This window comes from Nodularia sp. UHCC 0506, assembly GCF_034931045.1.
GTDB lineage: Bacteria > Cyanobacteriota > Cyanobacteriia > Cyanobacteriales > Nostocaceae > Nodularia.
Genome location: NZ_JAYGHH010000030.1, coordinates 35,614 through 57,918, shown reverse-complemented (window position 1 = coordinate 57,918; position 22,305 = coordinate 35,614). Strand labels below are relative to the sequence as shown.

The following is a 22,305-nucleotide window of genomic DNA, read 5'->3' as shown; positions in this document are numbered from 1 at the left end:
AGGAAGGTAGCCAAGAGATCGCCGGACTTCACACTACTCAACTACAATAGAAATAGAAATGTTGAGATTTGTATAGTTAGGGGTTAAGCTGTCATGGCTCCCGCCGTTTTAATTGAAAATCTGCAAAAGAGCTACGGCGCAGTAGTTGCGGTCAAAGATGTATCCTTTCAGGTGGAACCAGGAGAAATCTTTGGTTTACTCGGCCCTAACGGGGCTGGGAAAACTACCACTCTACGCGCTTTATGTACTCTCATTACACCAGATGCTGGCAAAATCGAAGTATCTGGTATTTCCGTTATAGATAACCCCAGAATCGCCCGCCAAAAGCTGGGCTATGTGGCTCAAGAAGTTGCATTAGATAAGGTACTGACTGGTAAAGAATTACTGCAACTGCAAGCTGCTCTATACCATATCCCCCGCGCAGTAGCCAAACAGCGTATTGATATGGTATTGAATTTGCTCGGTTTACAGGAATACGCGAACAAAAAAACCGGAACCTACTCAGGCGGTTTACGCAAGCGTCTAGACTTGGCGGCTGGTTTACTCCACGCACCAGATGTTTTAGTGTTGGATGAGCCAACAGTTGGTCTTGACATAGATAGCCGTTTTGTGGTATGGGATTTCTTGCGGCAGCTACGCGCCTCTGGCACAACAGTACTAATTACCAGCCATTATTTAGAAGAAATTGATGCCTTAGCGGATCGTGTGGCAATTATTGACCGTGGTGTAGTGATTGCATCTGGCACACCTTCACAATTAAAAGACAAAGTTGGGGGCGATCGCATCACTTTGCGAATCCGCGAATTTTCCCCCATTGAAGAAGCCGAAAAAGCCAAACACCTCCTGCAAGATTTATCCTTCGTGCAAGAAGTTATTATCAATAACGCTCAAGGTAATTCCCTCAACTTAGTGGTGACACCCCAAAGTGATGCCCTAATTACCATTCAGCAATCCTTAAACACCGTCGGCTTGCCCACCTTTGGCATTGCCCAATCTCGCCCCAGTCTCGATGACGTTTACCTCGCCGCCACCGGACGCACCTTACTGGATGCGGAACTTGCAGCAGTCAGCACCCGCGATCCCAAAGTCGAGAAAAAGCAAAACATGAGATAAACGCTTCAAAACCCGATAACTGATAACTGATTATGAGTGTTAGTCCTAAAAGTGAAATGAATTGGCAGCAATTAGCATCACCAGAACTAGATGTAAATGCTGCACCCAGTTTTTTGGGTGAACTAGTGCAAGAGACTTTAGCTTTAACTCGTCGCTTGTTTATTCAACTACAACGCCGTCCCTCAAGCTTAGTTGCTGGAATTATTCAGCCTGTAATGTGGTTGGTGCTATTTGGGGCTTTATTCCAAAATGCTCCCAAAGGTTTGTTTGGAACAGATGGAAACTACGGTCAATTTTTAGCTGCTGGCGTAATTGTTTTTACAGCCTTTGCCGGGGCTTTGAATGCTGGTTTACCCATAATGTTTGATCGGGAATTCGGCTTTTTAAATCGTTTGCTGGTAGCACCTTTAGCATCGCGGTTTTCTATTGTCTTCGCTTCCGCCATCTTTATTATTAGCCAAAGTTTATTGCAAGCAGCTGTAATTGTGGCAGCAGCAGCCTTTTTAGGTGCAGGGCTACCGGATGCAGTCGGTTTAGGTGCGATCGCCTTAATTGTTTTCCTCCTAGCATTAGGGGTAACTGCCATTTCCCTCGGATTGGCTTTTGCCTTACCTGGACATATTGAATTAATTGCAGTAATATTTGTAACTAACTTGCCACTTCTGTTTGCAAGTACCGCCTTGGCTCCTTTATCCTTTATGCCTCAGTGGTTGCAAGTTGTAGCTACCCTAAATCCTCTCAGCTTTGCCATTGAACCCATTCGCTATCTTTATCTTCATAGCAATTGGGGATTAGATAGTGTAGTGATGACAGCGCCTTGGGGTAATGTTACCTTTGGTGGAGCGTTGCTGGTGTTGTTTGGCTTTGCCTTTGTCGCTTTAGTGAGCATTCAACCCAGACTGCGACGGACTCTAGCGTAAAATTACAACTGGATTCGTTAAAGCAATTTAAGGGTCAGAACTTCATGAAAAAACCATTTTTATCAGTTACTAAACTGTCAGTTTTAACTGCGGCCGGAATTGGCTTTGCTTCCTTATTTATCGCTCAACCCAGTTTGGCTCAATTCAACTCCGTGGATCGTGGTACAAACCAGAATAGCGATCCCTTTGCTGCCCCTAATTCGGGTGATTTCAATATGTTTGATATCATTCACCGGGCAAATATGGGGACTATTAACTGGAATGCTAGTCAGCAAAGAGAAAATTTAGACTCAACAGCCGCAGATTTTCGAGCTAGGCAACAAAGAGCTTTTGAACAACAGCAACAGCAAAACAAAGATTCATCTGAAAAACCGGAAGAAACTCAAATGCCGTAAATTTCATCTCAAAACCTCAACTCCGAAACCTAAATGGCGGAGTTGAGGTCAATTCAAAATCTAAAAACTACAGACCAAGTGCAGCTAAAACGTCACTAGCATGAGTAGTGGTATTTACACTAGCGTCAACATGAACGATTTTGCCACTAGGGTCAATTACGTAAGTAACACGCTTGGCATAACCACCGCCATCGACATCATAAGCCTTGATTAAACTTTGATTGGTGTCAGCCAACAGAGGAAAATTGAGATTATATTTTTGAGTGAACGCTTGATGAGAGGCTTCATCATCAGCGCTAACTCCCAGCACTACTACATCTTTACCTAAATATTGAGGTTGAGCATCCCGAAAGCTACAAGCTTGTTTGGTGCAGCCAGGAGTATCATCTTTGGGATAAAAATACAAAACAACTGTCTTTCCAGCAAAATCAGATAATGAAACGGTTTTGCCGTTAGTATCTTTGACGGTAAATGCAGGTGCATCTGTACCAACTGCTAGAGGCATAATGAACCTTTCCTGTTTTAAATTGATAACTTTGAAATTTTACAATAATTTACAATATTTAAATGATTTACTAGAAAAAGTATTACTTAGGACTGAGATAAGAGGCAGGGGGGCAGGGTGCAGGGTGCAGGGGAGAAGACGGTAACTTCCCAATGACCAATGACCAGGGAAGAGGCAGGGGGACAGGGTGCAGGGTGCAGGGGAGAAGACGGTAAATTCCCAATGACCAATGACCAGGGAAGAGGCAGGGGCGCAGGGTGCAGGGTGCAGGGGAGAAGACGGTAACTTCCCAATGACCAATGACTAATGAACAATGACCAATGAACAATGACCAATGACAAATATTAATTCTCAAAACCCGAACACGTTTTTTTATACTCGTAAAACAGAAGAAAGGGCAAAGCGATCGCTTATCTGTTCTCCCTTCAATCTGATTCTGTTTGAAACAATGCGTCAGCAGAGTGTAGCATTAGGTGCGATCGCTATGGAAAAAGGTGTCAAGCATGGCTATACCAAACGCCCTTTATCAGAATTGGTGTGCGATAATGCTTTGGGCTGGTTGATTCAAGTCGGTGTTTTGCGGCGAGAAGTCGATGGTCAAGGAATTACTGATGCTTTTCGCCTAACTCCTCTGGGTCATCAGTTGCTCGAACAATTCCAGGGCAAAACTTTGCCCAATCCTTCTTGGAGCGATCGCCTATATAATTCGGTAATTTACTGGTTTAGACTACCTTTTTAATTACGAATTACGTAAAGCCTTGACGGGCATAGCTGCGCTTACTGCGTAGGGTTTCCGATAGCGCAGCGTGGCGTAGCCATAGGAAATATTACAAATTACGAATTACGAATTACGAATTACGAATTACGAATTATGAAAGCAATTATGGTAGTGGGAACAACATCCCACGCAGGGAAATCACTGATAAGTACAGCTATTTGTCGCATTCTATCGCGTCGTGGTTGGCGAGTGGCTCCCTTTAAAGGCCAAAATATGGCCTTGAATGCTTATGTTACAGCTAATGGAGGAGAAATTGGTTATGCTCAAGCAGTACAAGCTTGGGCGGCTGGTGTAGTTCCTTGGGTAGAAATGAACCCAATTTTACTCAAACCCCAAGGAGATATGACATCCCAAGTCATTATCAAAGGTAGACCAGTCGGTAGAGTTAAAGCTTCCGATTATTATGAACAATACTTTGATATTGGTTGGCAGGCAATCCAAGAATCTCTAAAACATTTATCCACAGAATTTGATTTACTAGTCTGTGAAGGCGCGGGTAGTCCGGCGGAGATTAACCTCAAGCACCGTGACTTAACTAATATGCGGATAGCAAAATATTTAAATGCACCAACTATATTAGTAGTTGATATTGACCGTGGTGGTGCTTTTGCCCATGTGGTCGGCACTCTAGAGTTATTAGAACCAGAGGAACGGGCTTTAATTAAAGGTATAGTAATTAACAAATTCCGGGGACAGCGATCGCTCTTGGAACCGGGGATAAAATGGTTAGAAGAACGGATTGGTATCCCTGTGGTTGGTGTTATCCCTTATTTCCAAGAAGTATTTCCCGCCGAAGACTCTCTAGATTTGCTAGAACGTAACTCATATAAATCCACTGCTGACCTCAATATCACCGTTATCCGCTTACCGAGAATTGCCAACTTTACCGATTTTGACCCCTTGGAATCTGAACCAAGTGTAGCGGTAAAATTCCTCAGTATGAAGCAAGAATTAGGACATCCTGATGCAGTTATTATCCCAGGGTCGAAGACCACAATTACTGACTTGCTATTGATGCAAAAAAGTGGTATGGCAGAAGCAATTCAAAACTATGCAGCTTCTGGTGGGACGGTCTTGGGTATTTGTGGTGGCTACCAAATGCTGGGGCAAATTATCGCAGATCCAGAAGGAGTAGAAGGGCAAGCGGGTAGATTTCAGGGGTTAAATCTTTTACCCATTAGAACTGTCATTACAGGGCAGAAAATTGCCCGCCAGCGCCAAGTTAGCTCCAATTATCCCCAGATGGGTTTACCAGTGAATGGCTTTGAAATCCACCAAGGGCGATCGCGCATAGAACAGCAAGAAGATAATCCAACTTTCCAACCTTTATTTGATGATGTTAACTTAGGGTTAGTTGATAACTGTCAGTCTATTTGGGGTACATATCTCCACGGACTTTTTGACAATGGCCCTTGGCGACGTGCTTGGTTAAATCGCTTGCGTCAACAACGAGGCTTGAAATCTTTGCCCACAGGTGTTGCTAATTATCGGGAACAACGAGAACAGATTTTAGACTCCCTAGCCACAGAAATTGAAGCCCATTTAAACTTAGCGCCCTTTTTACCTTAAATAAATTCTAATTTTTCATGAGTATTCGCGTCCGCTTTTTGCCAGATAATATTACTGTTGATGCCGAAGTGGGAGAACCTCTGTTAGATGTAGCAGAACGGGCTGGGGTGTTTATTCCCACTGGTTGTCTTATGGGTTCTTGTCACGCTTGCACAGTAGAACTGGAAAATGGAGATGTCATTCGCGCTTGTCTTTCATCCGTATCGCCAGGGCGCAAAGAAGAAATGACAATTAATTTGTATAGTGACCCAACTTGGTAATTTTTTAAACTTGGATAGATGAAAAACTTATTTGTGTCTTGATGGGTTATAAAATTAATTTTTTCCAGACTAAGACACAAATCCTGGTAAATTGGGAAAATAAAAAAATGAGTAATCTCAAATACCAAATGATTATTCAATGGTCAGAGTCAGATAATTGCTTCTTGGTAGGATTCCCGGATTTTCCCGGACAACAATGGCGAACTCATGGGGAGACTTACCAATTAGCAGTAGCCAACGGCGTTGAAGCCTTAGAATCTCTGATTATTGCTTATGAAGCTACGGGCGATACACTACCAGAACCAACAGTATGTAACGCCGCATAGTTTTAAATTGCCGTGGTAGTTAGATCAAGGTCTTAACTATTAGACTTGACATTCAAAGCATATTCTTTGAATCTTTCTAAGTCGGCTTGAATAGTAGACTCAACTACCCTACCTAAAAACAAATTATCCATAATCTTGCCAATCAGCCCCGGAATAGCATAGGAAATAGTCATTTTAACAATGCTACTACCGTGGCGATCGTAAAAGCGAATTGCTCCTTGATTCGGCAACCCATCAACAGATTCCCATTGAATAATTTGCTGTTTGACAACTTTCAACATCCGGGATTGCCATTTAAATTCCAGACCATTAGTGCTGAGTGTCCATAAAGAAATATCTGGATTCTCTGGCGAAATCTTCACCGAATCAATCCACTTCATCCAACGGGGCATTTGCTCTAAATCTGACCACAGACCCCAGACTAATTCTATGGGAGCTTCTACTTCAATCTGCACACTATGCTCTAACCACTCTGCCATTTTTTTCTTCCTTTGCTTGGTGTGTGCTTAGTGCGGTGAGTTATTTCTTGACGTTCTCTAAAATCACTTTTGCCGCACGTCGTCCAGATATAGTTGCTCCTTCCATACTGTCGATGTAATCTTGCTGAGTATAGCTACCTGCTAAAAAGAAATTATCCACTGGCGTTTTTTGGTTAGGGCGGAAAGGGTCCATTCCTGGCGCTTCTCGGTAAAGAGATTTCGCCAGTTTCACAACACTATACCAAGTCATATTCAGTTCTCGCGATGAGGGGAACAGTTCATGAACTTGCTTGAGGACGTGTTGCGCGATCGCCTCATTACTTTGTTTAATAAAAGGATCTCCCGGTGTGAGTACCAGCTGTAATAAAGACCCTTCTCCTGGGTGATAATAATCACTGGGGCTGGCCAAAGCCAAATCAGCAAAACAAGAAAAATCAGCATCGGCAGTATAGAGCAAATTATCTATTCCCGCAGCATGATTTAATTGTTTGCGTTGCTCTTCATCTTGCAGTTCTGTCACCCAGCCATCAAATCTTAGCTGTACTGTAGCCACTGGTACGGCATCTAACTTATAAATATTGTCAAATTCTGACCACTTACGCCATTCTTGGGGCAATATACGCTGAATGCCTGGGACATCGCAAGCAAAAACGTAAGCATCAGCCGTAATAATTTCTGTAGTGTCACCTTCAGCAACTGCTATGCCAGTGACGTGAGTTTGTTCACCTGATTCGGTAAATTGAATTTCCCGGACTTGGCGACGAGTATAGACTTGAGCGCCTCTAGCTTCTAAATATTTGAGGATAGGCTGATGCAAATACTCATTCGGGGAACCTTCCAGCATCCGCATAATTGAGGCTTCCGTTTTAGATGCAAAAAACTGGAAGATTGTCAACATACAACGGGCGGAAATGTTATCACAATCAATAAATCCCAAAGCATAAGCAATGGGATTCCACATTCGTTTAATGCTACCTTCACTACCGCCGTGACTGCGGAACCATTGGGCAAAGCTAACTTTATCTAAGGTACGGATAGTTTTCATCGCTCCGTTAAAGTCTACCAACCCCCGGACTATAGGGCTAGTACCCAAAGCGATCGCATTTTGTAGTTTATCTTGTAATGACAGTTGAGAAGTCGTAAAAAATGCCTTTAATCCATTGAAAGGCGCACCCGTAAAGAAGCGAAAATCTAATGTACCAGTGCGTCCTCCTTGATTAATAAAGGTGTGGGTATGTTCTTTCAGGCGTAAATTGGACAACGCCCCCACTTTTTCCATTAAATCAAATAGCTGGTAATAGCACCCAAAAAATACGTGCAACCCCATTTCAATATGGTTGCCATCATCATCAACCCAACTGCTGACTTTACCACCAACAAATGGACGGGACTCAAAAATTTGGACTTCACAACCAGCATCGGCCAAATCTACTGCGGTTGCTAGCCCAGCCAGTCCCGCACCCACTATTGCAACACGCATGATTCCATCTTACCTTTTCAGTTTCTTTACAGATTGTAACTGGGTTGGTGTCGGAATTGGCTATTTATAGCCGCAGTCATATCGGTTCAGACAGTGTTGATAGCTCAAAGCCTTGAAGCAATTGGGTTGATACGCCGCGCCCGCAGGGGTTGACAACACTTTGCTATATATAGAAATCCGGTTTGGTTTCTGTAGCTGGCGTGGCGTAGCCGTATTTACTCGTAGAAGTAGGGAACAGGGAACAGGGAAGAAGGAATCAAGGAATAGGTCGTTTTGTATGGCTTACGCCACGCCAGCTATCAAAATTCAAATAGGAGTCCTCTATCGAGGCAAAACTACAAAAGCGCCATGTCCTCTGGTAATTGGTTTACCTTCATTACTTCTGAGAATTTTGGCAACTCATTAGATAGACTTGTACCAAAGAGTTTTTACTTGAGATATAAACTCTAGTCATTGAATGTTGACTAAAGAAATACAACAAGACTTGTTGGCATATAAAATTGATATCTACGAAGCAGTAAAGCTAAATCCCTACTTGTTTGTTTATTTGCTGTCATCTGATACAGATAGTCCTCTAATCAGTTCGCGAATGATATCTGTTGCAGGTCTACCAGTTTGTTGACAATATTTTTCTAGTTTTTCTGCTTCCTGTGTTGCTAAATTGACAGTTATACGTTTTACGGCCCATTTTTTATTAGTCATTATCATGCTATCTGCTGTATGTTAACACCATCAAAAAGAACAATTAATTCAAGATTAAGACGATAACATTATCAGAGTTTGTGTCAAGAAACAAGCAATGCCATAAGCGATAAAAAAATCACCTTTATCAAATGTATTGATCATTGCCCAATACAATATAAAAATAGGATTATCATTGTGGCAGTAGAGATAGCACACTCTCTCTGGATAAACACAGTTACACCATCAAGATGCTTATCAAAACCTGACATTTTTGATAAATTGGCTGATCTTTTTTCGTTTTACTTGTGGATAAAAGCTTGTTTTAACTCAAATTCTCATCTATTCATCTTCTTCATTACATTAAATTACTCATAGCATTGTCTTTCATACTTATGATTACGTGAATTGATAAGTTACCTAAAAGTTTGTGTCTACAACAAGTGGAAATTTATGACTATAATCCTCCTGAAATAAAACAAAGCTTCTTTGTTAATAAGTTTCCGTTTAAAGGAATGTCATCTGCTTTTTTTGTCTGGTACGGCTATTATAACCATGATTTTTATACTTTAAATAATCTTTATGAAATAGTAATTTAACTCCAGGTTTCTACTTTATAAAAAAAACATGAAGAAATAGCTCAAATATCTAAATTTTTACTTAATTCTGTAGAAAAATTATGCAAGTGTAGTTGAGAAAAACTAAGCTGTAAATATTTTTGCTGGAGTATTCAACGGTTTTTACACAAATTGATTCGCTAAATATGTCAAGCAAAATAGATGATATTACACGGACTTTATGAAATTACGATAAAGTAGCGGAGATGATTCGCCCCCAAATTTTCAACTATTGTCTGAAGATTTGCCATGATCTATAGCATCTAAAAATAGTCGCAAACCATTATAAAAGCCTAAATGATTCCAGTTTTGTCGTCAGTTAACACTTGCTTCGGGTTTTTTACAATCAGAGACTAGCGAACCTGTAAAACCCTGACTAGGAAATCAATTACAAGCATTTGACATGAATTAACATATGTGTATATATTTCTACTGACTGACTTACGAGACTTTGCCATCCAATCAAGTACATATCTTGATATTATCAATCTTTTGGGGTGTACAGTATCTGGCTACGCCATACAAACTATTGACTCAGCTCACGCCAAGTCCTGCACGCCTTGATGTACTTAACTCAGATGAAATGTGTTGTCTGTATAATCTTAGTCAGACAAGAGAAAAGGGGGTAGGGGTGAAAGGAGAAATAAGTGTAAAGTAACTTTACACTTCCCCCGGTTTCCTGCTCCCATTTCCCTTGGGATAGGGACGCTAGGCGGTAAGTGCAGCTATGACCCTCACAGCAAACCTGCTCCCTACCTCTTTGGTGATTGGTGCATTTTTGGATTAAACTTGCGGCATGAGTTGGAGAGTGCCGAGACCTAAATCTTGAGGAGAAAGCGATCGCGTCTCAAACAAAGCCATCATATCTCGCAATTGGGGATTACCACGAGAAGCCCCTGTTAGTCCTTTGGCAATAATCAAGCCACAGTAGCCTTTAGTATTTTTACAGCGCTGATTCCATTTTTTGCGTGCTTCTATATGAGTTGGATCATCATCTAAAAATTCACCGAACAAGAACAACTCATTATCTTCAGTTTGCAACAAACCCAAATCATAGCGATCGCCATCAAAAGGATCTGCACCTGGATTAAAGCAAATTGCTTTGAGACCACCTGCTGCGCCAATACTCTCAATTACAGTTTTAGCCTTGGGTCGGGAGGTTTGAATTAAAATTACCGGGAAGCCGTCACCCACTTTTGCTATTTCCGACCCTTGATGAGTTTGAACTCCTTGACGCAAGGACTCCAGCATTTCCCAAGATATTACTCCCAAACTGAGAAAGGAATCTTCTGGGATCAAATCATCCCGCAAGGAAGAAAAATCAAGTAAATCTTCCTCTTCTTCTTCTAGATCAAAACCTGCCATTTCCTCTAATTCTGCTGCTAACTGCGGCATAGTGGAGACAGTCACAGACAAAGATTTAATTGATTCTGACTCTGATTTAGGTAGAGAAATGGGATAGCTACGACTCAGGCTAGGAAAAGTATCATTATCCAACTGGCTTTGGTAATCGCGGATAAAACGGCTGAGGCTTTCTAAGGCCACAAAGACAGCAAGGGACTCTTCTTCATACAAAACAGAACGTAATCCTTCTAAGGGATGAATATTACCGAAAGTTGGTTCAATTTTGGATATCGGCAGATCGGCCAAATCTTCATCCTCGTCGATTTCATCCTCATCTTCACTTTCAAAAGTCAGAAACAGACAATCTTGTTTCAGGAAAGCTTCTTCTAAACGTTCTTGTAATTCATCATCTTGCAAAACTGCGGCTCGAAACTGCTTGAGAGAATCTTCAGAGCGATACAATAAAATGCCATACTCCATGCCTAGCATCCCCATGATCGATGCGTAGAGTGTACCTACATCCCAGCTATTAATCTCTATGGATAAGATTTGCTGTTCTTCTAAGAATTCCCAAGGAGCAGACTGCCAAAGAGTTAAAGCTTTATTATGCAATGCTTGTGCATACTGGGGAGGTAAATTAGGAACTTGGTTCTCCAGAATTTCTGTAAACCCACGAAAAAGTTCATCAATTAAGGGTAATTCTGGAACGTAATCAATAGCAATATCCAAATCTTGCAGGACACCGCGCAGGTAAAACTGAATTTCTCGGTCTTTAACTACAATTTTTTGGGGTCTGGCGGGTTTACCAGGACTATGGGGATGCTCCATTGCACGCATCAAAGTACGGACAATTGCTTCTGGGCCTGTTTCCGGAGATACCACATCCATTCCACGGACGACACCCTGTGAACCATCTACCCAAAGAATACATTCACCCTGGGAATCTGCATCCTGGGTGGGTGACGTTGACATTGGACGGCGATCGCCCTCCCATACAGAAGGAATTTGAGTTAATGTCTTCAACCGACGACTGGTAGAGCGATTAAAACTTGTCATAAAGTAGATTAATCAAAAAGAAGCAATTTGGCAGTAAACTATGAGGAATATAGCAAAGTGCTGAGTGCTGAGTAGAACCCAAGTTATCTCAAGGCTTTCAGCAATCAATCAACAATTTCCTAACCTCCTTGACAGTTGCTATAACTAGTACAGCATGGCGTAAATCACACAATTATCTCAAATCAATGAACAGCCTATAGAATCGGCTTTTGACTTTTGATTTTTGATTTTTGACTTCACAACGGTACTAGCCTTGGGTAAAATTTTTCTGGCTACACCTGAAGAGTGCTTGCAACTGGTGATTGCTACAAGGCTTAAACTCCAAAAATACCAAATCCCTAAACAGACTGAATCCCTCAATTCTAGAATAAAAAGTTTTGGTTGCTTTTAACGGAGTCTTTACAATTTGGCAACTAACAATCTCAATATCGCTAGAATGAAAGCAAAAACAAACAGGGTGAACCAAGGATCATAAAAACCTCGCCCAGTTAATAGTTAGACCACTTAAGGAGTTAAAATAGCAAAATGACACAAGTAACTCAGTCGCAACAACGTGGAATTCAACTGAGCCAATCAGCTTTGCTCCAGGTGAAATCCTTGCAACAAAAGCAAGGCAACGAATTATGCTTACGAGTAGGAGTTCGTCAAGGTGGTTGTTCGGGAATGTCTTACATGATGGACTTTGAGGACACCAGCAAGATCACCCCACAGGATGAAGTTTTCGATTACGATGGCTTCAAAATTGTTTGCGATGGCAAAAGCTTATTATACCTTTATGGTCTAATGCTCGATTATAGCGATGCCATGATTGGCGGTGGTTTCCAATTCACTAACCCCAATGCAGCCCAAACCTGTGGTTGCGGCAAGTCGTTTGGAGTGTAATATGATCAGTGGTCGGTCGTCAGTTGTTAATTACTATTGATGACTGACTACTAACTGTGACTATATAACTATTAACTGATTTGCTATGGCTCAAACAGTTGAATTCCTGTTTGATACAGGTTTGGAACGCTATAAAGCTGGTGAAGCACCAGCAACTTTAATACCTGTATTTAAAGAAGTGTGCGATCGCGCCCCTAAAACAAGTTCAGCTTGGATTTGTTTATCTTGGTTGTATTTGCTAGAAAACAAACCCAATTTGGCTTACAAAGCCGCACAGAAAGCAGTGAGGTTAAATCCACAAGACCCGCAAGCCAGAATTAACTTGGCTATGTCCATGCTGGAAACAGGTCAAAAAGGTTTGCGAGAACATATTGAATTGGCAAAACAGTTGATTTTTGTGAACGAAGAATGGGAAAAAGACATTAAAGATAGCATTGCCGATGGTTTAAACCGAAAACCAGATTGGCAAAGTTTGGTAAAAGTCAAAACCTGGCTATTTGAATAGTTAAGGTGAGAGACTAGTACCGCTACGCGGAAGTCAAAAGTCAAAAGTCAAAAATCAAAAGGCTGGATTTGAGAATTTTGAACTTTTTTAGCCGTTCTGTACTAGTCTACTCAAAAGCTATAAATTATCACCTACTCCTTACTGCCATTCCCTGATGAAAGAAAAATTATTAAACTGGCTAAACCTAGTTCTAGTTGCTGATGTATTCTTAGTTTTATTTGGCTTTATCTGGTTAGCGATCGCGGCCATTGGTGATGCTGCGGGAGTCAACTTAGGATTAGATTTGTGGCATCAACTTTGGCTACCTGTATTTAACCCCGCAATTGGCATTTTAATGGGTGGCGCTCTTCTAAGCGGTTTAGTCAGTTGGGTTTCTCGCCAATTTCAAGCTGACTGAATATAACAACCACCAAGAAGATTTGGGCATTATTTTGAGTGATGGCTTGAGACGCTGGAAATAACCCGGTTCATACTCAGCACTCAGCACTTTCCCCACTCAGCACTTTCCTAGAATTTGTGACAACGCTGGCTGCAAATTAGGGTATTCATACTCAAAACCTGCCTCTAATGTACGTTTAGGCATGACTTGTTGACCTTCTAAAACTACCATCGCGCCATCTCCTAAGAGCGCTTCGAGGGCAAACCCAGGAACAGGTAGCCATGAAGGACGTTGCATGACTTGTCCCAAAGTTTGGCTTAATTCTGTCATCCGTACAGGATTAGGCGCAGTGGCATTATATATACCTGTCATTTCTGGGTTTGTTAAAGCTTTTAAAATCAGATTTACTAAGTCATCTAAGTGAATCCATGATAGCCACTGCCGACCACTACCAAGGGGCCCACCTGCAAAAAGTTTGAAAGGTGTAATCATTTTGCCTAAAGCACCACCATTCCCCAGAACAATACCCAAACGCAAAATTACAAGACGCACACCAGCATCTTTAACTTTTTGTGCTTCTGCTTCCCAGGCTTGACAGACTTGAGCTAGAAAATCACGACCTGATGGACTCGTTTCATCAAAGGTAGTTATTTCGCTGGTTCCGTAGTAGCCAACAGCTGAGGCATTAACTAACACAGAGGGTTTAGGATTAGCTTTAGCTATTGCGTCCACTATTTTCTGTGTACCTAGCTGGCGACTATTGAGGATTTTCTGCTTTTGTTCTGGTGTCCAGCGCTCCTCCGCAATGGGTTCTCCGGCGAGATTAACTACACCATCACAACCTGCAATCGCATCTTGCCAAGAACCAGATACGGTGGGTGTATAGGCCAAAATTTCCAGATGAGGAAAAGCCTCTGGTGGAAAAACTTTTTGAGCCGAGGTAGTGTTACGGGTTAGCACTAATATTCTATGACCCTCATTGTGTAGTCTTTCAACTAGACGACTACCGACAAATCCTGTTGCTCCAGTAATGGCTACTTTCATCACACAAATGCACCTCAACCAAACCCCTATTTTAACTTGGTTAATCTTCTATATCTTCATCTTCATTCATACCGGGATTTATAAGTGTAATATCATACTCAACTTCATCCGTTTGTCTGGATAGCTGAGTGTTTTGTAATAAATAATAAATAGCACGTACTTGAGGACCAAAAACAATCTCATCTTCGTTTTTGAGATTGTGAACTGGCATTTTACGTCCATTAATAATCAAACCGTTGGCACTAGGCTTTCCTTTGGCATCGCCATCTACAATTCGATAATAATAACTACCATAACCATTACTATCTCCTCTTTGCATTCTGACTAATGTGGCATGACGACGAGAGACAAACTGAGACATTAAACGAATATTACAATCTCGGTCTCTGCCCAAAGAGTAGATCGTATTTTCCAGAGAAAACTCCTTGCGGCCTTGATCATCCTCAATAATCAGTAGGTGGCTTTCATTAGTTTCAGTTACCATTGATAAATCGTGGCTAATTATCGTTTAAAGTCTAGACATTCTACTCTCTTAGCGCTACTGTTGCTCCAGCAAGAACTGTAACAGGTTTTGGCTACACTTAAGTATCGATACTTAAGTGTAGCGTGAGATCGAGAAAAACAGCATTTAATTGACAATATTGATTGTTTTCAATAGCGATTTTCAAAGGCGATCAGCTAGTTTCCTCAATAAAATAGAGTTGCTAACAACACTCACAGAACTAAAAGCCATTAATGCCGCCGCCCCAGAAGGACTGAGGACAAAACCAAAATTTGGTAACAATACGCCTGCTGCTAAAGGAATGCCGATAGTGTTATACGCAAATGCCCAGAATAAATTTTGGCGAATTTTGTTGAAGGTGGCACGACTGAGTTGAATTGATGCTACAACATCATTTATGCGATCGCGCATCAGGACAATTTCGGCAGTTTCCATTGCCACATCCGTTCCAGAATATAAAGCAATGCCCACATCCGCTTGTGATAAAGCCGGAGCATCATTAATCCCATCGCCAACCATTGCCACGACGGAGGGTGATTCTGATATTCCTGGTAGCTGGAGAGATTTGATTACATCTGCTTTTTTAGCTGGGAGAACACCAGCCATAACATCAGCGCTATCTATTCCTAATTGTTTAGCTATAGCGTGAGATGCTTCTAATCTATCGCCACTAAGCAGCATGACCCGTAAACCCATCTGACGTAATTGGTTAACTGTAGTTTTAGCATCCGGTCTGAGGGTATCTTGAACAGCAATGAGTCCGGCTAAATTTCCCTCAACTGCTACGCCAACCACCGTTTTACCATCTTCTGCCAGATGTTGAGCCATTTGTTGTGCAGCGTCATTGGCCAAAACTCCATGTTTACTCAACCAGTCCCAGTTACCCAGAAGTACTAACAGACCTTCGACAATGGCAGATACACCCAAACCAGGTTCTGTGTGAAAGTCTACAGCATCAGGAATTAATAGTTTTTGCTCTTGCGCTGCTTGTTTAATGGCTTTGGCTAAGGGGTGGTAAGTGCCACTTTCTACAGCTGCTGCTAGTTGCAAAAGAGAGCCAGGTTGATGATTATCCCATTCCTCAAAAGGTAGACAGTCAGTAACTGTGGGATTACCTGTAGTCAAAGTGCCTGTTTTATCAAATACAACTGTATCTAACTGGTGTACTCTTTCCAAGACATCACCACCTTTGATTAACAGACCCCGTTCAGCACCGATGGCTGTTCCGACAAGTATTGCTGTGGGTGTAGCCAGTCCTAAAGCACAGGGACAAGCCACAACCATAACGGCGATCGCCAGTTTTAAGCTCGTAAGCAGGGGGCTTGCCGTGAGCGTAGCCGAATGGGAATGATTAGCAACGCCATCCATCACCTCTGGACTAGAAAATAGTCCATGACTCATCATATCCATGCCCCCAGACACATTCACATCAGTCCAGATATGAGTGCCGAAAAAGAACCAAAAAACAAATGTCAACACAGAAGCCGTCAAGACACCATAGGTAAAGTAACCAGCGACTGTATCGGCTAATTTTTGGACTGGGGCTTTCCGGGTTTGGGCAGTTTCTACTAAAGTCACGATTTGTGCCAAAGTTGTATCGCTACCAGTACGAGTTGCGATGATAGCGATCGCGCCTGACTGATTCAGGGTTCCTGCGGCTACCAAATCTCCTGGCTGTTTAATAACTGGTACTGCTTCCCCAGTTAACATGGACTCATTTACTGTGGTTTGTCCAAAGCGCACCTCACCATCAACGGGAATTTTATCCCCTGGTAGTACCTGCAACCATTCACCAACGCGTACCTTTTCGGCAGGAATCTCTACAATATTTGATCCCAACCCTAATTTTTCTGGGTCTGGGTTAGGAATCAATCGGGCTATTTGTGGTTGAAGTGCTAATAATTCCCTAAAAGCGGCAGAAGCTCGACCTCTAGCTTGTTGCTCTAAAGTCCTACCCAGAAGAATAAAACCCAGCATCATCACTGGTTCATCAAAGAAACATTCCCAACCCATTTGGGGAAATAGTAATGCTATTAAACTCGCAGTATAGGCTGTCAGGGTTCCCAATCCTACGAGGGTATTCATATTAGGGGCATTTCTTCGCCATCCCCGCCAACCATCTATTAATATTGGGCGACCGGGAATTAGTATTGCAACTGTTGCCAATCCACAATGAAACCAAATGTTATTCAAGAGTGGCAGTCTTTGACCACCCATGCTGCCAAAATGTCCAATTCCCGACAACACTAGCAGTATCCCCGCAATAATTAACTGCCCAAATGAAGAACGCATTTCTTGGCGTTTTCGTTCTTCTGAATCTTGCAGGTTGGATTTGCCTGATACTTTTTCGCTAGATTGACGTGGTTGAGAAGGAAATCCAGCTGATGTCAGTTGCTGTGCTAGTGCATCTGGATCTACCGGGCTACGCCCTGCTTCGTGATCACCAGTTTCTGTTTCTACTACTGCTACCTCAGTAGCCAGATTGACACAGGCACTTTTAACTCCTGGATATTGCGTTAGCTGTCGCTCTACAGCGCTTACACATCCAGCACATTTCATCCCCCCAACATCTAGAATAATTTTCTCAGAAGTCGGGGCTGGTTCTGGAGTAAGCTGAGTTTTCGGGGCAAATTGCATGACAAGTGTGGGGTTCACTACGAAACTTCAACGCCTCAATCAAAGCGTCTCTATTTTGAGCGTAGGCGAAATTCGGAAATATGACAGAACGTCGAAGATATTAATTTTATTAATTTATGGCCTTTCGCGGATTTTTCCTACGACTCCACCTCAAATAAGTGATGTAAATCACAGATACTACCTGTATGGGAGCGATCGCAATCAGACTTTTTGCAAAATAGTTGATGTCTAAATTAGACATGACGCTGAAGTAGCCCATACCCATCAGCAGCAACATTGCCCAGATGAGATATTTTTGTTTAATTGTTAACATATAAAGCTTTGCACCCTTATCGGTACTGATATCTGGCGTGGCATAGCCAGAGAAATAGCAAACTACAGATGATAGAGAAATTTTTAGAACCAGCCCTGCTTATTTACAAAGTAGGTATTAACAAACTCTTCTGGGGACTTGTTCAAGTAGATCATGCCTTCAATTAAACCGACAAGCTGCATAATTAACAAACTAATACCGTAAGTAAAAAAACCTCCAACTAAAGCGATCACCAGCATGATAAAACCTTCGGGGGCATACCCTAGAATAAATTTATGCGCTCCAATTCCTCCAAAAATTATCCCGCAGTAACCAGCAATTAGTTGTTTGGTGGGTTGACTAGAATTTAGATTAGACATATTAGCTTTACTCCTGGAGAAATGTTTATAAAATTTTCATTCTAGTGAAAACCAAAATTGTCAAATATATTTGTTTCGTAAATATATTTTGAATTTTTTGTTAGTAGAATTTCGCCCCAATACCTATAGGTAAAGCAGTTTGTATACTTTAAAAGCAAAATTGACAATCTCATACAGAGGAATTATTTCTCTGTATTTCTTGATAGCTCAAAGCCTTGATGTCGGGGCGGGTATGGCTATGCCACGCCAGTTATGACAGATATGCTAAATTACCAATAATAATTTTAATCAACCCACCCCTACTGGCTTGATCCTCAGTACCGCTTTAAGCGCAGCTATAGCCCAGGGCTTTACACCACTTTGTGCTTTGCTGTCATGAAAATTACTTGTATGATTTGTAGATGCATTTCCTCATTAGTTAGGAAACAAATTTTACAAGTTCAGCATTAGTTCACAAATCGAGGGAAATTGTCCGGAGTATAAATGGAATCTGCAACCCGATAATTCTTACTAAAAATACATAAAAAAGGCTATATATTTTTCAGCGATTGCTGAAGCTACCTAAATAATACTCGATGTTTAGCTAAACATTTTGTAATTGAGTTAACAGTATTGCTGAACTTATATTTGTTAGCAGAATTTTTATGCTCAACATAACATTTATATATGCAAATGTAATCAAATAGTTTGCAGATTAACAACCGTGTTATGACGTTTTATTAATTACCACTACCCAAGACAAATAAACTGAGTAGAGTGCCGCTATTCCAGAGACTATGAAGTAGCATCGGAGCCAAGAGGTTGCGCGATCGCGTGTAAACCACACCTAAAACAATCCCTAATGCTGTCAGGGGCAGGATTTCTGACAAACTCAGGTGAGCGATCGCAAACAACAAACTACTCAAAATAATTGCGCCCCAAACAGGTACATAACGAGTCAGAGAGGGCAGTAAAAAACCACGAAACAGCAATTCTTCAAAAATGGGGGCAGCGATGGCCGCAGTAAAGAAAAATAGCCCCAGCGCCACAGTATCTTGGCTTTGCAGTGCCAACTGTAACAAGGGATTACTACCACCCTGACCTTGCCATAATTGTTGATTAATCAACGACACTACTACTACTATCGGTAAAGCAGCGCAATAACCGCCAAATCCCCACAAAATCCAGCGATCCTGCAACCGGAAGCGAAACCAGTTTTCTGGTAACGGAAAATAACGCTTGAGGGATAAATAAAGCACCAACAGCGCCCCTGAAGCCACCATGATGTAACTAACTAAAACAGATAAAGCCTGAAATCGGACATTCACAATGGGGCGCGGAATGGGAAGTAGCATGACCAAAACAGGTACAAACAGTTGCCCCATAAAGAAAAAGCCCACCACAAAAACCTGTAGAATCGTTTCTCCACCCCAAGGCGTTGACCAAGGCAAATCAGCATTTTGAGCCAGTAAAGCCGCTTTACCCTTGATTAAACGCTGACCAATTAAGAAAAGCAATAAAATTAGACCAGTTAATGCTGTCACAGTGGGAATTGTGCCAATGAGAGCTAATTTCACCACAGCTTGAGTAGCAGCTTCCTGTTGTTCGGCTTGAACCTCTAAGAAAGCTGCTTGGCGTTGCTGGATTTGGTAAAGTTGAATTAAAGAAGTATAGCGAAACCAGCCATCTAAATTTTTGTTAATCAGCTGTTGAGCATCAGGTAAGAGTCGCGGAGGGTTACTCCATATTCCACTCAGCACAGCCGCAGTTTCCCGAAATTCTGGATCAATTTCAGCGCTTTGCTGTAATTCATGCCAAATTTTGATCGCTGTATCGGTTTTTTCTTGCTTTGCTTGTAAAATGCCTAGACGTAAATCTAAGTCAGCCTGTAATTTTTGTAGCTGCTGGAGAGATTTCTGTAACTTTCCCTGCTTTTCTTGAGGAGAAACCTTAGTGTCAGGAGGCGCATCTGGTAAAGGTTTAGGGGGTAAAGGAAGAGCTTGAGATTGAGCCAGTTGTTTTTGAGCTTTGTCTAAATTAGTTTGAACTGACTGACGTACCTGTTGATATTGCCTTGTAGCATTTTCTAGGGGTTTCTCTCCCAGAATAGCGGCTTTAATTGCTGATAAATTTTCGTCATTACTATCTTCTGCCTGCCAAGCTTGGGCTTGTAGAGCAATATTAGTTTGGTACAGTTCCAGACGACTTTGAAACTGTGGTTCCTGCAAAGTACCAAATAAAGACGAAACTGACAACAGGATTGCTATCGGTGTTAGGACAAAAAATAAAATTAACCGCTTAATCGTCATCTGTTCCCCTTGAAAAATTCACCAGAGTAACGCGTACCCTTTGGAAATTATCGCAAGAAAATGCCGAAGGTTGATCAATATATTAATATTTTGCGTTTGTGACTGGTGATTGAGGGGAAATCAAAATATGCCAAGGTCACAATTGGCCATGCTTTTTGGTGGGAAACAATGCCGTAGGCTTGAGGGTACAGTGTCGCGATCGCCAATGGCATCAATACAATGGTAATATCATGACTCAGTGAGCAATAGCGCCATTTGGTGCTAACCCTAAAATTTTGGTTTTCATGAGCAGCGACATTCAACTTAGCCTCTTCGATAACTCCAACTCGAACCCACGCAATTTAATCCCCACAAGCGCCAAAATTCCCATTACACCCGGTACTTACCCCAATATGATCGAATTGGCACAGGATTGTAATCAGTGCCACCGTTGTGGCTTGGGAGACAATCGAACTCATGCTGTAGTTGGGCGTGGTCATCTCCAAGCACCAATTATGCTTATCGGAGAAGCACCCGGTCAAAACGAAGATGAAACCGGCTTACCATTTGTAGGGAGATCAGGACAGTTGCTAGAGAAAATATTAGCATCTGTAAATCTGACTACCGAACAAGATGTATATATTGCCAATATTAACAAATGTCGTCCACCAAACAACCGAGCGCCCAATCCTGATGAAATTGCGGCTTGCGTACCCTACTTATTAGAACAAATTCGCCTTGTTGACCCGAAAATTATTTTACTCACAGGTGCAACTGCGGTTAAAGGCATCACTGGCGATAAGCGGGGAATTACGAAAATTCGCGGTCAGTGGTTGGAGTGGGAAGGGCGTTTATGTATGGCAATTTTTCACCCCTCTTACTTGTTACGTAACCCTTCTAAGGAAGTTGGTAAGCCTAAATGGTTGATGTGGCAAGATATCCAAGCCGTGCGTGCCAAGTTGGACGAAATCCTATAGCAAATTGCTGAGTGCTGAGTAGAAACCAAGGAGGGGCGGGTATAGCTACGCCACGCAAGCTATAACAGATATGAATTTTAATAAACCCGCCCCTACATCAAGGCTTTGAGCGAGTAACACTGTTCTCACCTATTTAAAAAATACAGACAGAAGACCGATTAAAACAAAAACTCTGTTTGAGTTATTCTTCAGTTGCAAATACAACATTTTCATAGAGTAGTTCAATAGGACACTCAAAATCAATACTTGATAAAGTAATAATGTCACCGGGTATGTAGGGATAATAAAGCCACATTCTACCTTCTCCCCGTGAGTAACGCTCAACCGAAATTTTTTCAGAGTCAATCATAAGATACTCTTGTAAAGTAGGCATTTTCAAATAATCAGATAATTTTTCCCCTCTATCTCTGGCGCTAGTTCCTGGGGAAAGAACTTCGACAATTATTTGAGGATATTGAATAAATTTGTGAGCTTTCAGGTCTTGAGGATCACAACTAACAATTAAATCAGGATAATAGTAAGGACTGTTGGGAGTGACTTGCACCTTCACATCTGACACATTCACTCGACAGCCTTTAGAGTGGAGATGAGGGCGTAAAGCAGTATAAAGATTAAGAGCAATATCATTGTGCGGAATTGTCCCACCTGTCATGGCAAAAATTTTGCCGTTGACATATTCATAGCGAATATCTTGTTGGGGTTCCCATGTCAGATATTCCTGGACGGTCATTTTTAGGGGTTGTTGAGGAATAGCTACCATTATCCTGAAAAACTGTGATGGTTTCAGACTGGCTTCAATTTAGCCAGATGATGAAATCTGGAATAGCGATTGTAAGAACTGTAGTTAAGTAGAGCAGCAGGAATAATTCAATGTTTGTAGTAAGGACTTTAGTCCTTATTTGAGGGCTGTAGCCCTC

Annotated in this window: 24 protein-coding genes; 12 read left to right on the top strand and 12 right to left on the bottom strand. The window is 41.8% G+C overall.

Annotated elements, in window-relative coordinates:
• Positions 1-93 precede the first annotated feature (93 nt).
• Genes VB654_RS16440 through VB654_RS16430 form a run of 3 tightly spaced genes read left to right on the top strand, consistent with a single transcriptional unit; the run spans position 94 to position 2,428 of the window.
• Entirely contained in the window at positions 94-1,113 is a 1,020-nt protein-coding gene (locus tag VB654_RS16440) for an ABC transporter ATP-binding protein (protein WP_323214852.1), read from the top strand.
• Positions 1,114-1,145: 32 nt separating this feature from the next.
• Positions 1,146-2,033: an ABC transporter permease gene (locus tag VB654_RS16435; protein ID WP_323214851.1), complete on the top strand. Its 888-nt coding sequence runs from the start codon at positions 1,146-1,148 to the stop codon at positions 2,031-2,033.
• A gap of 44 nt (positions 2,034-2,077) precedes the next feature.
• Positions 2,078-2,428, top strand: a complete 351-nt coding sequence (locus VB654_RS16430) for a hypothetical protein (RefSeq protein WP_323214850.1) — start codon at positions 2,078-2,080, stop codon at positions 2,426-2,428.
• A gap of 67 nt (positions 2,429-2,495) precedes the next feature.
• On the opposite strand, the gene VB654_RS16425 is transcribed toward VB654_RS16430, so the two are convergent.
• On the bottom strand, positions 2,496-2,933 hold the full coding sequence (locus VB654_RS16425) for a peroxiredoxin (RefSeq protein ID WP_323214849.1): 438 nt from the start codon (positions 2,931-2,933) through the stop codon (positions 2,496-2,498).
• 334 nt (positions 2,934-3,267) lie between these two features.
• Here VB654_RS16425 and VB654_RS16420 point away from each other — a divergent pair, with 334 nt between their 5' ends.
• The 4 genes from VB654_RS16420 to VB654_RS16405 all read left to right on the top strand — a co-directional run bounded on the left by VB654_RS16420 (position 3,268) and on the right by VB654_RS16405 (position 5,866).
• Positions 3,268-3,672: an Npun_F0494 family protein gene (locus VB654_RS16420; protein ID WP_323214848.1), complete on the top strand. Its 405-nt coding sequence runs from the start codon at positions 3,268-3,270 to the stop codon at positions 3,670-3,672.
• A gap of 132 nt (positions 3,673-3,804) precedes the next feature.
• The gene (cobQ, locus tag VB654_RS16415; RefSeq protein ID WP_323214847.1) at positions 3,805-5,280 is read left to right on the top strand and encodes a cobyric acid synthase CobQ; all 1,476 of its coding nucleotides are present in this window, start codon (positions 3,805-3,807) and stop codon (positions 5,278-5,280) included.
• A 17-nt stretch (positions 5,281-5,297) separates the two neighbouring features.
• Entirely contained in the window at positions 5,298-5,540 is a 243-nt protein-coding gene (locus tag VB654_RS16410) for a 2Fe-2S iron-sulfur cluster binding domain-containing protein (RefSeq protein WP_323214845.1), read from the top strand.
• Between the two features lie 107 nt (positions 5,541-5,647).
• Positions 5,648-5,866 (top strand): type II toxin-antitoxin system HicB family antitoxin, encoded by a 219-nt coding sequence (locus VB654_RS16405; protein ID WP_323214843.1) that lies wholly within the window; start codon positions 5,648-5,650, stop codon positions 5,864-5,866.
• A gap of 32 nt (positions 5,867-5,898) precedes the next feature.
• Here the strand turns inward: VB654_RS16405 and VB654_RS16400 are convergent, their stop codons facing one another.
• Both VB654_RS16400 and zds read right to left on the bottom strand, forming a co-directional pair.
• Positions 5,899-6,345 (bottom strand): SRPBCC family protein, encoded by a 447-nt coding sequence (locus VB654_RS16400; protein WP_323214842.1) that lies wholly within the window; start codon positions 6,343-6,345, stop codon positions 5,899-5,901.
• Positions 6,346-6,385: 40 nt separating this feature from the next.
• Positions 6,386-7,825 (bottom strand): 9,9'-di-cis-zeta-carotene desaturase, encoded by a 1,440-nt coding sequence (zds, locus tag VB654_RS16395; protein ID WP_323214841.1) that lies wholly within the window; start codon positions 7,823-7,825, stop codon positions 6,386-6,388.
• A 277-nt stretch (positions 7,826-8,102) separates the two neighbouring features.
• Between zds and VB654_RS16390 the strand changes: the two genes are divergently transcribed.
• The gene (locus VB654_RS16390; protein WP_323214839.1) at positions 8,103-8,231 is read left to right on the top strand and encodes a hypothetical protein; all 129 of its coding nucleotides are present in this window, start codon (positions 8,103-8,105) and stop codon (positions 8,229-8,231) included.
• 137 nt (positions 8,232-8,368) lie between these two features.
• On the opposite strand, the gene VB654_RS16385 is transcribed toward VB654_RS16390, so the two are convergent.
• The gene (locus tag VB654_RS16385) at positions 8,369-8,533 is read right to left on the bottom strand and encodes a CopG family transcriptional regulator (protein ID WP_323214838.1); all 165 of its coding nucleotides are present in this window, start codon (positions 8,531-8,533) and stop codon (positions 8,369-8,371) included.
• Between the two features lie 1,373 nt (positions 8,534-9,906).
• Positions 9,907-11,523: a Nif11-like leader peptide family natural product precursor gene (locus VB654_RS16380; RefSeq protein WP_323214837.1), complete on the bottom strand. Its 1,617-nt coding sequence runs from the start codon at positions 11,521-11,523 to the stop codon at positions 9,907-9,909.
• 525 nt (positions 11,524-12,048) lie between these two features.
• On the opposite strand from VB654_RS16380, the gene VB654_RS16375 reads away from it, so the two are divergent.
• The 3 genes from VB654_RS16375 to VB654_RS16365 all read left to right on the top strand — a co-directional run bounded on the left by VB654_RS16375 (position 12,049) and on the right by VB654_RS16365 (position 13,307).
• On the top strand, positions 12,049-12,405 hold the full coding sequence (locus VB654_RS16375; protein WP_089093278.1) for a HesB/IscA family protein: 357 nt from the start codon (positions 12,049-12,051) through the stop codon (positions 12,403-12,405).
• A gap of 85 nt (positions 12,406-12,490) precedes the next feature.
• Entirely contained in the window at positions 12,491-12,910 is a 420-nt protein-coding gene (locus VB654_RS16370; protein WP_323214836.1) for a hypothetical protein, read from the top strand.
• Positions 12,911-13,064: 154 nt separating this feature from the next.
• Positions 13,065-13,307, top strand: coding sequence for a hypothetical protein (locus VB654_RS16365; RefSeq protein WP_323214835.1), 243 nt, complete (start codon positions 13,065-13,067; stop codon positions 13,305-13,307).
• Between the two features lie 99 nt (positions 13,308-13,406).
• Here the strand turns inward: VB654_RS16365 and VB654_RS16360 are convergent, their stop codons facing one another.
• The 6 genes from VB654_RS16360 to VB654_RS16335 form a co-directional block, all read right to left on the bottom strand.
• Positions 13,407-14,333 carry a TIGR01777 family oxidoreductase gene (locus VB654_RS16360; protein ID WP_323214834.1) on the bottom strand — a complete coding sequence of 309 codons (927 nt, stop codon included), beginning with the start codon at positions 14,331-14,333 and terminating at the stop codon, positions 13,407-13,409.
• A gap of 40 nt (positions 14,334-14,373) precedes the next feature.
• The gene (locus VB654_RS16355) at positions 14,374-14,817 is read right to left on the bottom strand and encodes an FHA domain-containing protein (protein WP_323214832.1); all 444 of its coding nucleotides are present in this window, start codon (positions 14,815-14,817) and stop codon (positions 14,374-14,376) included.
• A 180-nt stretch (positions 14,818-14,997) separates the two neighbouring features.
• Positions 14,998-17,472 (bottom strand): heavy metal translocating P-type ATPase, encoded by a 2,475-nt coding sequence (locus VB654_RS16350; protein ID WP_323214864.1) that lies wholly within the window; start codon positions 17,470-17,472, stop codon positions 14,998-15,000.
• A gap of 109 nt (positions 17,473-17,581) precedes the next feature.
• Positions 17,582-17,785, bottom strand: coding sequence for a hypothetical protein (locus VB654_RS16345; RefSeq protein ID WP_323214830.1), 204 nt, complete (start codon positions 17,783-17,785; stop codon positions 17,582-17,584).
• Positions 17,786-17,868: 83 nt separating this feature from the next.
• On the bottom strand, positions 17,869-18,144 hold the full coding sequence (locus tag VB654_RS16340) for a TM2 domain-containing protein (RefSeq protein WP_323214829.1): 276 nt from the start codon (positions 18,142-18,144) through the stop codon (positions 17,869-17,871).
• A gap of 719 nt (positions 18,145-18,863) precedes the next feature.
• Positions 18,864-20,432, bottom strand: a complete 1,569-nt coding sequence (locus VB654_RS16335) for a type II CAAX endopeptidase family protein (protein WP_323214827.1) — start codon at positions 20,430-20,432, stop codon at positions 18,864-18,866.
• Positions 20,433-20,716: 284 nt separating this feature from the next.
• On the opposite strand from VB654_RS16335, the gene VB654_RS16330 reads away from it, so the two are divergent.
• Positions 20,717-21,388 (top strand): uracil-DNA glycosylase, encoded by a 672-nt coding sequence (locus tag VB654_RS16330; RefSeq protein ID WP_323214826.1) that lies wholly within the window; start codon positions 20,717-20,719, stop codon positions 21,386-21,388.
• Positions 21,389-21,569: 181 nt separating this feature from the next.
• On the opposite strand, the gene VB654_RS16325 is transcribed toward VB654_RS16330, so the two are convergent.
• Positions 21,570-22,148, bottom strand: a complete 579-nt coding sequence (locus tag VB654_RS16325; protein WP_323214825.1) for a Uma2 family endonuclease — start codon at positions 22,146-22,148, stop codon at positions 21,570-21,572.
• Between the last annotated feature and the right edge of the window lie 157 nt (positions 22,149-22,305).